Raw genomic sequence first — 12,074 nt, forward strand, 5'->3', positions numbered from 1 at the left:
ACCACTACAAGAATAAGGGCGCTCGTCATGTTGCTTCGTCAGTTGAATATTGCTCCTCGAGCAGCATTGGGCTTTGCCCTGATCGCGGTACTGGTGGCATTGCTTGGGGTGTTTGCGCTCGGACAGATGTCGAGTATTCGCGACAGTGAGGTTGCGGTAGAAAATCAGTGGTTGCCGAGTATTCGTGGCGGGGACGAAATTCGCGAGCTGATGTTGCGTATTCGCACCATTTCTTTGCGCATGGCGCTGGATCAGGATCCGAAGAACATCGCCACTTACCGCGGCCAGATGGACATCCGTGACAAAGAGTTGAGCGAGAAAATCGCCGCCTACGACAAACTGGTCACCACCCCTGAAGGCCAGCAGATTTATGAGCAGTTCAAAAAGACCTTCGCGGCTTACCGTAACGGCATTGCACAATCCTTCACCTTTGCAGAACAGGGCAAGCGGGACGAGTTGACCAAGCTGCTGCTGGTCGATATGAAAACCGTGGTCGACGGCTCCGGCAAACAACTCAATGACCTGGCGGATCTGTTCGCCAAACAAGTTGCCGTCGAAAGCCAGAACTCTGCAGCGCACTATGAAGCGTCGCGAATGATCGTTAGCGTGTTCATCGCTCTGGCGGCACTGGCGACCGTTGCGTTGGCGATGTTGCTCACCCGCAGCATCGTGCGCCCGCTAAGTAGCGCCGTCAGCGCCGCGGAGAGTGTGGCGCAAGGGGACCTGACCCGCCCCATCGAGACCCACGGCAACGACGAAGTCAGCCGCTTGCTCAAAGCGTTGGCGACCATGCAGCAGAACCTGCGCGAAACCCTGCAAGGGATCAGCGGTTCGGCCACGCAGTTAGCGACCGCTGCCGACGAGCTCAGTGCGGTGACGCTCGACAGCACACAAGGCCTGCAACAGCAAAACAACGAAATTGAGCAGGCAGCGACGGCTGTGAATGAGATGACCACGGCCGTGGAAGAGGTTGCACGCAACGCGGTGTCGACGTCTGACGCCACCCGGCAATCCAGTGAATCGGCGCATCTGGGGCAAGAGCGGGTCAGTGAAACTGCCAGTGCCATCAATGCGCTGGTCGGCGATGTGCAACACACGGGGGATCTGGTGTTGTCATTGGCCAACCAATCGCAGGACATTGGCAAAGTGCTGGACGTGATCCGGGCGATTGCCGAGCAGACCAACCTGCTGGCGCTCAATGCGGCCATTGAGGCGGCACGGGCAGGCGAGAGCGGTAGAGGTTTTGCTGTCGTCGCCGATGAGGTGCGAGCGCTGGCTTATCGTACGCAGCAATCGACCCAAGAGATCGAGCAGATGGTGCAAGGCATGCGCAACGGTTCGAGCCAGGCGCTCGATTCGATGCAGGCCAGTGCCGCGAGAGCCACGACCACGCTGACATTGGCAGAGCGTGCGGGTGAGGCGCTTCAAACCATCACGTCTTCGGTGCATGAGATCCATGAGCGCAACCTGGTGATTGCCAGTGCCGCCGAAGAACAGGCTCAGGTGGCGCGGGAGGTGGATCGCAACCTGGTGAATATTCGCGACCTTTCTGTACGTTCCGCTGCCGGAGCCGACCAGACCAGCGCTGCCAGTCTTGAGTTGTCGCAACTGGCCAATGCCTTGCAGGGCATGGTGCGGCGATTCCAGTTGTAAGTTGGCCGGCGCAAAGAACGGTGGTGAGCTCAGTCAGGCACCTCATCTTTCGCTCAACACAAACCCCGTGGGAGCGGGCTTGCTCGCGAAAGCGGTCTATTAGCCAGCACATTGGCCGACTGATCCACTGCCTTCGCGAGCATGCCCGCTCCCACAGGTTTTTATATCAATGCAGTTTCAGGCGAGGCTCGGTCCCGCGGCCAATCTTGCTGCCCAGCATCAGCATCGCCGTGCGAAACGGCCCGTACAGCGCCATCTGGTGCATGCGATACAGCGACACGTAAAACATCCGCGCCAGCCAGCCTTCGAGCATCACGCTGCCGGTCAGATTGCCCATCAAGTTACCCACAGCCGAAAAACGCGACAGCGAGATCAGCGAGCCGTAGTCGGTGTATTTGTACTCCGGCAGGGTCTTGCCTTCGATGCGCAGTTTCAGCGATTTGGCCAGCAGCGACGCTTGTTGGTGCGCGGCTTGCGCGCGTGGCGGTACGTTGCGGTCGGAGCCCGGTTGCGGGCACGCGGCGCAGTCACCGAAGGCGAAGATGTTCTCGTCGCGGGTGGTCTGCAGGGTTGGCAGCACCTGCAGTTGATTGATGCGATTGGTTTCCAGGCCGTCGATGTCCTTGAGGAAGCCCGGTGCACGAATGCCGGCTGCCCAGACTTTCAGGCTGGCGTTGATCACGTTGCCGTCGGCGGTGATCAGGCTGTCCGCCGTCACTTCGCTGACTGCGGCGTTGGTCATCACATTGACCCCGAGTTTCTCCAGGGTCTTGTGCACTGGCCCGCTGATGCGTTCCGGCAGGGCCGGCAACACCCGTGGCCCAGCCTCGATCAGGGTGATGTGCATGTTTTCCGGTTTGATCCGGTCCAGCCCGTAGGCTGCCAGTTCATGGGCGGCGTTGTGCAGTTCTGCCGCCAGTTCGACGCCCGTGGCGCCAGCGCCGACGATCGCCACGCTGATCTGCTCGACCACATCGGTTTGCCCGGCGTGCGCACGCAAATAGTGGTTGAGCAGTTGCTGGTGGAAACGCTCGGCTTGTTTGCGGGTGTCGAGGAACAGGCAGTGCTGCGCTGCGCCCTCAGTGCCGAAATCGTTGGTGGTGCTGCCGACGCTGATCACCAGCGAGTCGTACTGCACTTCGCGCGCAGGCACGAGTTCGATGCCGTTTTCGTCGTAGGTCGCGGCCAGCTGGATTTTCTTCTGTGTGCGATCAAGCCCGCTCATGCGGCCCAACTGGAACTCGAAGTGGTTCCATTTGGCTTGGGCGACATAGTTGAGTTCGTCTTCGGAAGAGTTCAGCGATCCGGCGGCCACTTCGTGCAACAGCGGTTTCCAGATGTGCGTCAGGTTCGCGTCGACCAGCATCACACTGGCCGTGCCGCGCTTGCCCAGCGTCTTACCCAGACGGGTAGCCAACTCCAGACCGCCGGCGCCGCCGCCGACAATAACAATACGATGGGACATGGGGATAACTCGCAAGGTTTTTAAAGGAAATCGGTGCGGTTACCCGAGCGAGCGCGATGCAGCTCATAGCGTCAGGTAACTGATAAATCGGCTCAGCAGGCCCAGACCAATGGTCACTGCCAATACCAGCACCAGGAGCATCCACGGCCGGAAAGGCCGGCGCTCGACTCGGTGTTGGGACAGTTGCAGGTACTCTTCGACATGTTTCTGGTCTTCGGGGTTCAGGCGGCTGGTCATAATGGCCTCGTCAGATAGACGTTGCTGAATGTGCAGAAGCTACAGCGGTTTTCAACCGGGGTTGAACGCAGCATAGCCGCTGTCCGGAACCGGTTCGACGGACACGCCATCGTCGAGGCGAATGATTCCGCTTTGTAACACTCGTGCGGTGATACCGCCATGCCCGCGCACCGCTTGAAAGGTGCCCGGGCCGAGGTTGTTTTGCAGGCGGGCGCAAGGCTGACACCAGCCCGTTGTCTCGAAAATCGCCTGACCGATGCGAAAGCGTCGGCCCTTGAGGCTGAACAGGTTCATGCCGCTGATAACGAGATTACGCCGCAGATCCTCAGGCTTGACCGGTTGATCGTGCGAGCGCCCCATCAAGGCGCTGATCACGGCGAGATGCTCCCACTGGATCAACGTCACCTGCCGCGCGTTGCGGATGCCGGGGCGAGCGTGATCGCCAGTCAGTCCGGCCTCCAGTCGCGCTTCCACGGCATCGAGTTCGATCATCGGCCCACGGGATTCCGGTCGCACGCCGATCCAGCGCACACGGCCGGTTTGCGGTACGTCGGCGATCAATTGTTGAAGTGGCGTCACAGGCTGATTCCTACGTCGAAAACGATGCTACGGCCCAGGTTGCTGCGCAGAAAATCCGGAGCATCGGGGTGCGCGAACAGCACGCGGGCGAATGTCGGGCCGACGAGGGACAACGAGCGCCAGCCTTGGCGCAAATATTCGGTGGGGGGCGGAAAGTGGCTGTTGAGGTCCAGAACCTCACGCTTGAGGCTGGCGAAAGCGATGATGTCCAGTTCGCCCAGATCCATGCCGCGCTCCTTGTAGTTGTGGGCTTTCTTGCGCAAGGTCGGCGCCAGTCTGAGCAGAAATTCATTGGCTGGAATTCGTCGCGGCTTGGCCTCCCGGCGCACCAGTTGGCTGAGGGAGAACGCACTGCGCCGACGCTGCAATTCATCGCGCCATTCATCGTTGAGTCGCCGGCCTTCATCCAGAACGAAGAACACCTCGAAATTGGCATCACGAAACAGCACGTCCGGTGGTTCGCCGGCCGGGGCGAACTCGTCGGCGCGGTAGGGAATGTTGAGGCCTTGCAGCAGGCGCTGGCAAACCCAACGCTCACGCTCCCATTTGCGGGCATTGGACAGGAACGCGTTGGCTTGCTCGGCCGCGATGGTCAGCAGGCGTAAATAATCTGAGTCATCCATAGGCCCAAGCTTAGCGTTCAAATGCGACAAGCAGAAAGCCTTGCGTGGCAAAGTGCGTCAGTGGGCAGTCTGGATGGGCGGTGTAGACTGACGGAAATCGTCCATTGAACGTAAACCGAGGGGATTGAACGTGAAATCACGCTGGTTACTGTTGTTCGCTCTTGTTCCGCTGTTGGCTCATGCGCTTGAGACCGGCGAGCAACTCGCCCCCTGGACGTTGCTGGATCAGAACGATCAGGCATACACGCTCGACAACACAACCACGACGCTGCTGGTGGCCCGGGACATGGAGGGCGCCAAACTGATCAAGGAAGCGCTGAAGGATCAGCCCAAGGGCTATCTGGAGGCGCGTCACGCGGTATTCGTTGCCGACATCCAGCGTATGCCGACGCTGATTGCCAGGATGTTCGCTGTGCCCGCCATGCGTGACTACAGCTATCGGGTCATGCTCGATCGCGAGGGTCGGGTTGCGTCACGCTATCCCGGCGCAGAGGGTCAGGTGTTGTGGCTGCAACTCAAGGATCGCCGATTGCTTGAACAGCATGAATATGCCAACGCCGCCGGACTGCGCGAGGCACTGGAGAACGCGCGGCCATGATCGGCGCCGAGGTGCTGTCCACTGGAAGCCTGGTACTGGGCTGGCTGATTTATTTGCCGGTGCTGCTCTGGGCGATCTTTCGCGCACCTTGGGTCGAATTGTTCAGCGATCGCCGCCGTCAGCATTTGCTGTTCGGCACCGTGTTCGCGCTGTTTCTGTTGTGGCTGGTGCGCAGGGATTTTGACACGGGAGTGTCTTATCACTTCATCGGCATGACAGCGGTGACGTTGCTGTTGGACTGGCCGCTGGCGGTTGTCGGCGGGCTAGTGGCGCAAGTCGGCCTGGTGCTGCTCGGACGTCAGGACCTCGCAGCGCTTGGGGTCAACGGCGCATTGTTCATAGTGCTGCCCGTGCTGGTCACTGAGTGCGTGGCGATCCTCGTCGAGCGTGCGCAGCCGCGTAATCCATTTGTTTACATCTTCTGTTCCGGGTTTCTGGCGGCGGCATTGTCGGCGTTGATGTGCCTGCTGTTCAGTCTGACGTTGCTCTGGTACGACGGCCTCTTTGCCATGCCAGAGTGGCTGGAGGACTTCATTGGCTACGTGTGGCTGATCATCTTCCCCGAAGCATTCATCAACGGCATGGTCATCAGTGCGCTGGTGGTGTTCTGCCCGGAATGGCTGGAGACATTCAACCGCACCCGCTACCTTTCGGCGCCGTGGAAGGACGACGATCCCAAATCTTGATCCATATCAAACCCGCCACACGCGGGAAATTTCATGCTCGTGCAAATCCCTTCAGGAGCAGCAGCATGAGTGTTTACGAGTGGGCAAGACAGGAGACCCGGCAGAGTCTGGAGATGGCGCAGGAGGTGGGGTTCGATCCGGGTTTGAGCCTGCGCGCCTTGCTCAGCGCAGTGGTGCAACAGAGCAAGACCGTGCGCAACGCCGAAGACCTGGCCGACGAGTTGCGCTTTTTGGCGCAGAACCTCGACGACGATCAGGACTACGGTTTCATGCGGCCCTGAGCGGGATCAGTGACGCGGGTCGAAGTCGCCGGAAAACAGTTCATCTTCGGCATCCGGGGCGACCGGAATCTTGTGTTCTTCGGATGCCCAGGCGCCGAGGTCGATCAGTTTACAGCGATCGGAACAGAACGGCCGAAACGTGTTCTCAGGCGTGAATTCAACGGGCGCGCCGCAAGTTGGGCATTCTACGGTTGGGATCTGGCTCATGATTGGCCTCCACTTAAAGTCAGGTAAAAGTCATGCAGACGCTCGACCTCGCTGTGCAGCCAGGCGAGGTCGCGGTCGTTGACCACCACGTCGTCGGCACGGCTCACGCGGTCTTCGCGGCTCGACTGGGCCTTGAGGATCGCCTGGACCTGCTGTTCGCTGGTCTGGTCACGCTGCAAGGTGCGTTCGATTTGCAGTTGTTGCGGGGCGTCGATCACCAGAATGCGCTGAGTCATCGCGTATTGCCCGGATTCGATCAACAACGGCGAAACCAGAATCGCGTAGGGCGATTTTGCCAGCGCTAGATGATGGGCGATTTCCTCGGCGATCAACGGATGGAGCAGGGATTCGAGCCAGCGGCGTTCTTCGGGGACTTCGAAGATCAGCTTGCGCAGGGCGGCGCGATCCAGCGTTCCATCAGCCTGTAGCACGCCAGCACCGAAGTGCTCGGCGATCTTGGCCAGCGCCGGGCGCCCCGGTTCAACCACCCAGCGCGCCGCGTGATCGGCGTCGACCACATGGATGCCGAGGTCGATGAAGTGCTGCGCCGCGGCGCTTTTACCGCTGCCGATGCCACCGGTCAGGCCGAGAATCCAGGGTTTTTCCACAGGGGTATTCATTTCAAACCGACAAACTGCCAATAGAAGTCGGTTATTTGACCACCCCAGAGCAAGGCAATCCAGCCGGCAATTGCCAGATAGGGGCCGAAGGGGATCGGCGTCGAGGTTTTCTGCTGACGCAGACGCAGCATAATCACGCCGATGATTGCGCCCACCAGCGATGACAGCAGAATTGTCAGCGGCAGAATCTGCCAGCCCCCCCACGCTCCGAGCAACGCCAACAGCTTGAAATCACCGTGACCGATACCGTCCTTGCCGGTGATCAGCTTGAACAGCCAGAACACCGACCACAGCGCCATATACCCGGCCACCGCGCCCCACAGTGCGTCGTGCAACGGCACGAACAGCCCGAAGCTGTTGACGATCAACCCAAGCCACAGCAGCGGAAGTACCAGCACATCGGGCAGCAATTGGTGCTCGGTGTCGATCAGACTCATCGCCAGCAAGCCCCAGGTCAGAAAGATCAACAGGCACGCCGGCCAGCCAAAACCCAGATGCCAGGCGATGAACGCCGAGAGCAGGCCGCAGGCCAGTTCGGTCAGCGGATAGCGTTTGCTGATCGGCGCGGCGCACGCAGAACAGCGTCCGCGCAGCCACAGATAGCTGAGCAGCGGAATGTTCTCCCACGGGCGAATTCGATGAGCGCAATGCGGGCACTCGGAGTGAGGCAGCATGAGGTTGTAGGCCGGCCGTGACGTTTCGCCGGGCAGGCCAAGTACATCCTGAGCCTGCTGGCGCCAATCACGCTCGAGCATTTTCGGCAGGCGCCAGATCAGCACATTGAGGAAGCTGCCGACCACCAGCCCGAGCAGCAGCGCAGTGAAAACAAAGGCCGGCGGATACAGGGCAAACAGTTCGTCGATAGGCATGTCAGATCGCTGAGCCGAGTTGGAAAATTGGCAAGTACATGGCCACCACCAGACCGCCGACGATTACCCCGAGCACCACCATGATGAACGGCTCCATGAGGCTGGTGAGGTTGTCGACCATGTTGTCCACTTCGTCCTCGTAAAACCCCGCGACCTTGGCGAGCATGTCGTCCAGTGCGCCGGACTCTTCGCCGATCGCCGTCATCTGCACCGCCATGCTTGGAAAGACGCCCGTGGCGCGCATCGAAAAATTCAGCTGCATGCCGGTAGAAACGTCCTGGCGAATCCGCAGCACCGCACGCTTGAACACCACGTTGCCGGTGGCACCTGCCACCGATTCGAGGGCTTCCACCAGCGGTACACCGGCAGCGAATGTGGTTGACAGGGTTCGGGCGAAACGCGCAACGGCGGATTTGTACATCATCGTGCCGACCAAGGGCAGCTTCAGCAGCCAGGTGTCTCGACGGTCACGCAAACCCTGGGATTTTTTCAGCGCATGGCGGGTGCCGAACACCGCCGCCACCAGTGCGCCGAGTACCGCCCACCACCATTGCTGCATGAATTCCGAGAGGCTGATCACCATCAGGGTGAAGGCCGGCAGTTCGGCGCCGAAGCCTGCGAACACCGACTGAAATTGCGGCACCACCTTCACCAGCAGGATCCCGGTCACGACCCCAGCCACCAACACCACGGCGGTCGGATAGGTCATGGCCTTCTTGATCTTGGCTTTCAGGCTTTCGCTTTTTTCTTTATAGGTCGCGACGCGTTCGAGCAAGGTGTCGAGGGCGCCGGACTGCTCGCCGGCGTCCACCAGGTTGCAATACAACTCGTCAAAATATTGCGGCTTTTTGCGCAGGGCGTTGGCGAAACTGTTGCCCGCAGCGACTTCCTGTTTCACGTCGTCGACCAGTTTGCGCATGGCCGGGTTTTCAAAGCCCTCGCCGATGATGTCGAACGACTGCAGCAGAGGGACGCCGGCCTTCATCATGGTTGCCATTTGCCGGGTGAACAGGGCGATGTCCCGGGCCTTGATGCGGTTGCCGAAACTCAGCAGGACAGCTGATTTCTTGCGCACCTTACCGGGGTTGATACCTTGCTTGCGCAATTGCGCCTTGATCAGCGCGGGATTCTGTCCACTCAATTCGCCAGTGATCTTGCTGCCTTTCCTGTCCGTGCCTTCCCAGGCGTAGACGCTGATTTTCGCTGCCTTGCCCGCCATGTTCAGTCCTTGGTGACCCGGTTGATTTCTTCAAGGCTGGTGATGCCTTGCATGGCTTTGTGCAAGCCTGAGGTGCGCAAGTCGTCGAAGCCGTCACGGCGCATCTGGCTGTCGATTTCCAGCGAGTTGCCTTCGGCCATGATCAGCCGTTGCAGTTCCGGTGTGTTTTTCACCACTTCATAAATCCCCACACGCCCCTTGTAACCGCCGTTGCAATGATCGCAACCGACCGGCTCGTAGATCGTGAAACTGCCAATGCGTTCCTCGGGGAAGCCTTCCTTGATCAGCGTTTCGCGCGGGATCTCGATGGGTTTCTTGCAGTGGCTGCACAACTTGCGCGCCAGCCGTTGCGCGATGATCAGGCTGACCGAGGTGGCGATGTTGAAACCGGGGATGCCCATGTTGTGCAGGCGGGTCAGGGTTTCGGCTGCGCTGTTGGTGTGCAGCGTGGACAACACGAGGTGGCCGGTTTGCGCTGCCTTGATCGCGATTTCGGCGGTTTCCAGATCGCGGATCTCGCCGACCATGATCACGTCCGGGTCCTGGCGCAGAAACGAACGCAATGCCTGAGCAAAGTCGAGCCCTTGTTTGGGGTTGACGTTGACCTGATTGATGCCTTCCATGTTGATCTCCACCGGGTCTTCGGCGGTGGAAATATTGATGTCGACGGTGTTGAGGATGTTCAGGCCGGTATACAGCGATACGGTTTTACCCGAGCCGGTAGGGCCGGTGACCAGAATCATCCCTTGCGGCTGTTTGAGCGCGGCCATGTACAGGTCTTTTTGCGCTGGCTCATAGCCCAGGGCATCGATCCCGATCTGCGCGCTGGACGGGTCGAGAATCCGGATCACCACTTTTTCGCCCCACAGAGTGGGCAGGGTGTTGACCCGGAAATCGATCGATTTGCTTTTCGACAGGCGCATTTTGATTCGCCCGTCCTGGGGTTTGCGACGCTCCGAGATATCGAGGCTGGCCATGACTTTCAGGCGTGCGGCGATGCGCCCGGCCAGTTGAATGGGTGGTTTGGCCACTTCGCGCAGAATGCCGTCGGTGCGTACCCGTACCCGATAGGTTTTCTCGTAGGGCTCGAAGTGCAAGTCGGAAGAGCCGCTCTTGATCGCATCGAGCAGCATCTTGTGGACGAAACGCACCACTGGCGCATCGTCGACATCGAGTCCGCCGATGGCGTCCTGATTGCTGTCGTCGATGGCTTCGACATCGAGACCGTCGAGATCGACATCGGCCATGTCTTCAAGGCCTGAGGTGTGGGTGTCGAAGAATTTTTCGATGGCGTCGGTGAGCTTGTCGTCCTCCACCAGAATGGCTTCGGTGCTCAGGCCGGTGCTGAACTGGATGTCATTGATCGCTTGATGATTGCTCGGGTCGCAAATGCCCACGAACAGTTTGTTGCCGCGACGCCACAAGGGCAGGGCGTGGTGCTGGCGCACCAGTTTTTCACTGACCAGATCTTTGGGCTGGGTTTCCAAGTCCAGGCAATTGAGATCAAGGAACGCCATGCCGAAGTGCTCCGAGGCGATCTCGGCCACCTGAGCGCTTTTCAGCAGTTTGTTCTGTACCAGATAAGTGACCAGCGACAGCCTGTCGCGCTGGGCCTGTTGCCAGGCTTGCTGGGCGCTTTTTTCCGTCAGCAGTTCGGCCTGCACCAATTGCTTGGCCAGACCGCTCAGAGCGATGTCATTCATGGGGATTCCGCGCACTTGCCGTTCATGACTTATAGCCTAGTCAAGTGACAGCGCCAAACACGGCCCATGCAGGTGACAAAAAGTGTCAGATAGTGCGGTTACAGGTTGTAGGAAACCGCGCCGCCCGCTGCTCGCGCCCAGTCAGCAGGGCTTTATGGCGATTGGCATGGGCTATGCTCGGTCCTTCTCAGATCATGAGATTTCGACTCATGCATGGAGCGTGTCTATGAAAAAACAACAAGGTTTTACGCTGATCGAACTGCTGATCGTGGTGGCGATCATCGGGATTCTGGCGACCATCGCGTTGCCGCAGTATTCGAAATATCAGGCACGGTCGAAAGTGACGGCGGGGTTGGCGGAAATCAGTGCTCTGAAAGTCCCTTTCGAAGACACCATCAATCAAGGTACTGATCCGTCACTGACGAACGTCGCCGGCAGTGCCACGGCCACCACCTCCAACTGCACGCTGGCCGCTTCGGGTACAGCGTCCACAGGCGCTGGCACCATCACCTGTACTTTGGTGAACGCGCCAGGGCCCGTGTTGGGTAAAACCATCACATTGACCCGCACTGGCGCTGCAACGGGCAGTACCTCTGGCACTTGGAGTTGTGCGTCCACGGTCAATCCCGACTACGCGCCTAAAGGTTGCCCGGGCAGCGGTGCCTGAGGCGTTCAACGGCGTCACGGAATGCCCCGCACAGCGGGGCATTTTTCATGGCGCGGCGCTTTATAAAAGCCTCAATAATTTCAGCATCTTAGGAACTTTTCCAAAAGCCGCAACTTGCATGTGCATATTGCGCAAGTCATGCAATTTGCATGAATCCGAAAATTTGCCTTGTTTGTAAGTTGTTGATTTATATCGTTTTTATTGCGTCATGAAAGTTGGCACAGCGTTCGCAATATCTCCAGTAACCCTGCTGACAAGACATCCAGCAGACTTTCCAGAAAAACAGGAGTTACTCGTATGAAGAAGTTCGCTATCACTGCCGCTGCTGCTACCGCGCTGACCCTGACCATGTCCTGCGGTGCATTCGCACAATCCACCCAGGCTACTCAGGCACCCATGACGCTGGCTGCCGGTGAAATGACCAAGGCTAAAGAAGTTACTTCCGATACCTGGATCACTACCAAAGTGAAAAGCGATCTGGTGACCGAAAAAGGCATCCCAGGCACCGACATCAAAGTTGAAACCAACAAAGGCGTCGTTTCCCTGTCCTCCACTGTTGCAGTGACCGATGCTCAAAAAGAAATGGCTGTGAGCATCACCGAGAAAATCAAAGGCGTCAAAGCGGTTTCCGCTGACGGCCTGAAAGCCGAGTAAGGCAAAGGCTTCT

Annotated in this window: 15 protein-coding genes and 1 pseudogene; 7 read left to right on the plus strand and 9 right to left on the minus strand. The window is 59.0% G+C overall.

Annotated elements, in window-relative coordinates; genetic code table 11:
- Positions 1 to 27: 27 nt before the first annotated feature.
- Both AACY02_RS26040 and AACY02_RS26045 read left to right on the plus strand, forming a co-directional pair.
- A pseudogene (locus AACY02_RS26040) lies at positions 28 to 798 on the plus strand (MCP four helix bundle domain-containing protein); the annotation flags it as partial.
- Complete coding sequence (locus AACY02_RS26045; protein WP_445261965.1) at positions 790 to 1,653, plus strand: methyl-accepting chemotaxis protein; 864 nt, start codon at positions 790 to 792, stop codon at positions 1,651 to 1,653. The pseudogene AACY02_RS26040 and the gene AACY02_RS26045, both read left to right, overlap by 9 nt.
- 166 nt (positions 1,654 to 1,819) lie before the next feature.
- On the opposite strand, the gene AACY02_RS15990 is transcribed toward AACY02_RS26045, so the two are convergent.
- The 4 genes from AACY02_RS15990 to AACY02_RS16005 all read right to left on the minus strand — a co-directional run bounded on the left by AACY02_RS15990 (position 1,820) and on the right by AACY02_RS16005 (position 4,557).
- A complete protein-coding gene (locus AACY02_RS15990) occupies positions 1,820 to 3,118 on the minus strand; it encodes an NAD(P)/FAD-dependent oxidoreductase (protein ID WP_221733554.1) in 1,299 nt (432 codons plus the stop codon).
- A 63-nt stretch (positions 3,119 to 3,181) separates the two neighbouring features.
- The gene (locus tag AACY02_RS15995; RefSeq protein ID WP_007909875.1) at positions 3,182 to 3,355 is read right to left on the minus strand and encodes a DUF3094 domain-containing protein; all 174 of its coding nucleotides are present in this window, start codon (positions 3,353 to 3,355) and stop codon (positions 3,182 to 3,184) included.
- Between the two features lie 51 nt (positions 3,356 to 3,406).
- Complete coding sequence (locus AACY02_RS16000; RefSeq protein ID WP_339432780.1) at positions 3,407 to 3,934, minus strand: MOSC domain-containing protein; 528 nt, start codon at positions 3,932 to 3,934, stop codon at positions 3,407 to 3,409.
- The gene (locus tag AACY02_RS16005; protein WP_003228301.1) at positions 3,931 to 4,557 is read right to left on the minus strand and encodes a DUF1780 domain-containing protein; all 627 of its coding nucleotides are present in this window, start codon (positions 4,555 to 4,557) and stop codon (positions 3,931 to 3,933) included. The genes AACY02_RS16000 and AACY02_RS16005 overlap by 4 nt, the downstream gene beginning before the upstream one ends.
- A gap of 130 nt (positions 4,558 to 4,687) precedes the next feature.
- Between AACY02_RS16005 and AACY02_RS16010 the strand changes: the two genes are divergently transcribed.
- From AACY02_RS16010 to AACY02_RS16020, 3 genes are all read left to right on the plus strand, one after another.
- A complete protein-coding gene (locus AACY02_RS16010) occupies positions 4,688 to 5,155 on the plus strand; it encodes an FAD/FMN-containing dehydrogenase (RefSeq protein WP_339432781.1) in 468 nt (155 codons plus the stop codon).
- Entirely contained in the window at positions 5,152 to 5,841 is a 690-nt protein-coding gene (locus tag AACY02_RS16015; protein WP_339432782.1) for an energy-coupling factor ABC transporter permease, read from the plus strand. The genes AACY02_RS16010 and AACY02_RS16015 overlap by 4 nt, the downstream gene beginning before the upstream one ends.
- A 65-nt stretch (positions 5,842 to 5,906) precedes the next feature.
- The gene (locus AACY02_RS16020; protein WP_339432783.1) at positions 5,907 to 6,122 is read left to right on the plus strand and encodes a hypothetical protein; all 216 of its coding nucleotides are present in this window, start codon (positions 5,907 to 5,909) and stop codon (positions 6,120 to 6,122) included.
- Between the two features lie 6 nt (positions 6,123 to 6,128).
- Here the strand turns inward: AACY02_RS16020 and yacG are convergent, their stop codons facing one another.
- From yacG to pilB, 5 genes are read right to left on the minus strand one after another with little or no spacing between them, the layout of a single operon-like run.
- Complete coding sequence (gene yacG, locus AACY02_RS16025; protein WP_221733559.1) at positions 6,129 to 6,329, minus strand: DNA gyrase inhibitor YacG; 201 nt, start codon at positions 6,327 to 6,329, stop codon at positions 6,129 to 6,131.
- Entirely contained in the window at positions 6,326 to 6,949 is a 624-nt protein-coding gene (gene coaE / locus AACY02_RS16030) for a dephospho-CoA kinase (protein ID WP_339432784.1), read from the minus strand. Before coaE ends, yacG begins: the two co-directional genes overlap by 4 nt.
- Positions 6,946 to 7,818, minus strand: a complete 873-nt coding sequence (locus AACY02_RS16035) for a prepilin peptidase (RefSeq protein WP_339432785.1) — start codon at positions 7,816 to 7,818, stop codon at positions 6,946 to 6,948. The genes coaE and AACY02_RS16035 overlap by 4 nt, the downstream gene beginning before the upstream one ends.
- Before the next feature lies 1 nt (position 7,819).
- Positions 7,820 to 9,037 (minus strand): type II secretion system F family protein, encoded by a 1,218-nt coding sequence (locus AACY02_RS16040; RefSeq protein WP_339432786.1) that lies wholly within the window; start codon positions 9,035 to 9,037, stop codon positions 7,820 to 7,822.
- Between the two features lie 2 nt (positions 9,038 to 9,039).
- Complete coding sequence (gene pilB, locus AACY02_RS16045) at positions 9,040 to 10,740, minus strand: type IV-A pilus assembly ATPase PilB (protein ID WP_339432787.1); 1,701 nt, start codon at positions 10,738 to 10,740, stop codon at positions 9,040 to 9,042.
- A 226-nt stretch (positions 10,741 to 10,966) separates the two neighbouring features.
- Here pilB and AACY02_RS16050 point away from each other — a divergent pair, with 226 nt between their 5' ends.
- Together AACY02_RS16050 and AACY02_RS16055 are read left to right on the plus strand one after the other, a co-directional pair.
- Positions 10,967 to 11,407, plus strand: coding sequence for a pilin (locus tag AACY02_RS16050; RefSeq protein WP_339432788.1), 441 nt, complete (start codon positions 10,967 to 10,969; stop codon positions 11,405 to 11,407).
- Between the two features lie 297 nt (positions 11,408 to 11,704).
- The gene (locus AACY02_RS16055; protein WP_339432789.1) at positions 11,705 to 12,061 is read left to right on the plus strand and encodes a BON domain-containing protein; all 357 of its coding nucleotides are present in this window, start codon (positions 11,705 to 11,707) and stop codon (positions 12,059 to 12,061) included.
- Positions 12,062 to 12,074: the final 13 nt, after the last annotated feature.

The sequence above is a fragment of the Pseudomonas sp. EA_65y_Pfl2_P78 genome, assembly GCF_963970495.1.
Classification (GTDB): domain Bacteria; phylum Pseudomonadota; class Gammaproteobacteria; order Pseudomonadales; family Pseudomonadaceae; genus Aquipseudomonas; species Aquipseudomonas baetica_A.

Bases quoted from the DNA above. Each gene is read 5' to 3' on its own strand.
- AACY02_RS16015 (WP_339432782.1), top strand. From the start codon at position 5,152: ATGATCGGCGCCGAGGTGCTGTCCACTGGAAGCCTGGTACTGGGCTGG.
- AACY02_RS16040 (WP_339432786.1), bottom strand. From the start codon at position 9,037: ATGGCGGGCAAGGCAGCGAAAATCAGCGTCTACGCCTGGGAAGGCACG.
- AACY02_RS15995 (WP_007909875.1), bottom strand. From the start codon at position 3,355: ATGACCAGCCGCCTGAACCCCGAAGACCAGAAACATGTCGAAGAGTAC.
- coaE (WP_339432784.1), bottom strand. From the start codon at position 6,949: ATGAATACCCCTGTGGAAAAACCCTGGATTCTCGGCCTGACCGGTGGC.
- AACY02_RS16050 (WP_339432788.1), top strand. From the start codon at position 10,967: ATGAAAAAACAACAAGGTTTTACGCTGATCGAACTGCTGATCGTGGTG.
- pilB (WP_339432787.1), bottom strand. From the start codon at position 10,740: ATGAATGACATCGCTCTGAGCGGTCTGGCCAAGCAATTGGTGCAGGCC.
- AACY02_RS16055 (WP_339432789.1), top strand. From the start codon at position 11,705: ATGAAGAAGTTCGCTATCACTGCCGCTGCTGCTACCGCGCTGACCCTG.
- yacG (WP_221733559.1), bottom strand. From the start codon at position 6,329: ATGAGCCAGATCCCAACCGTAGAATGCCCAACTTGCGGCGCGCCCGTT.
- AACY02_RS16020 (WP_339432783.1), top strand. From the start codon at position 5,907: ATGAGTGTTTACGAGTGGGCAAGACAGGAGACCCGGCAGAGTCTGGAG.
- AACY02_RS15990 (WP_221733554.1), bottom strand. From the start codon at position 3,118: ATGTCCCATCGTATTGTTATTGTCGGCGGCGGCGCCGGCGGTCTGGAG.
- AACY02_RS16005 (WP_003228301.1), bottom strand. From the start codon at position 4,557: ATGGATGACTCAGATTATTTACGCCTGCTGACCATCGCGGCCGAGCAA.
- AACY02_RS26045 (WP_445261965.1), top strand. From the start codon at position 790: ATGCAGCAGAACCTGCGCGAAACCCTGCAAGGGATCAGCGGTTCGGCC.
- AACY02_RS16035 (WP_339432785.1), bottom strand. From the start codon at position 7,818: ATGCCTATCGACGAACTGTTTGCCCTGTATCCGCCGGCCTTTGTTTTC.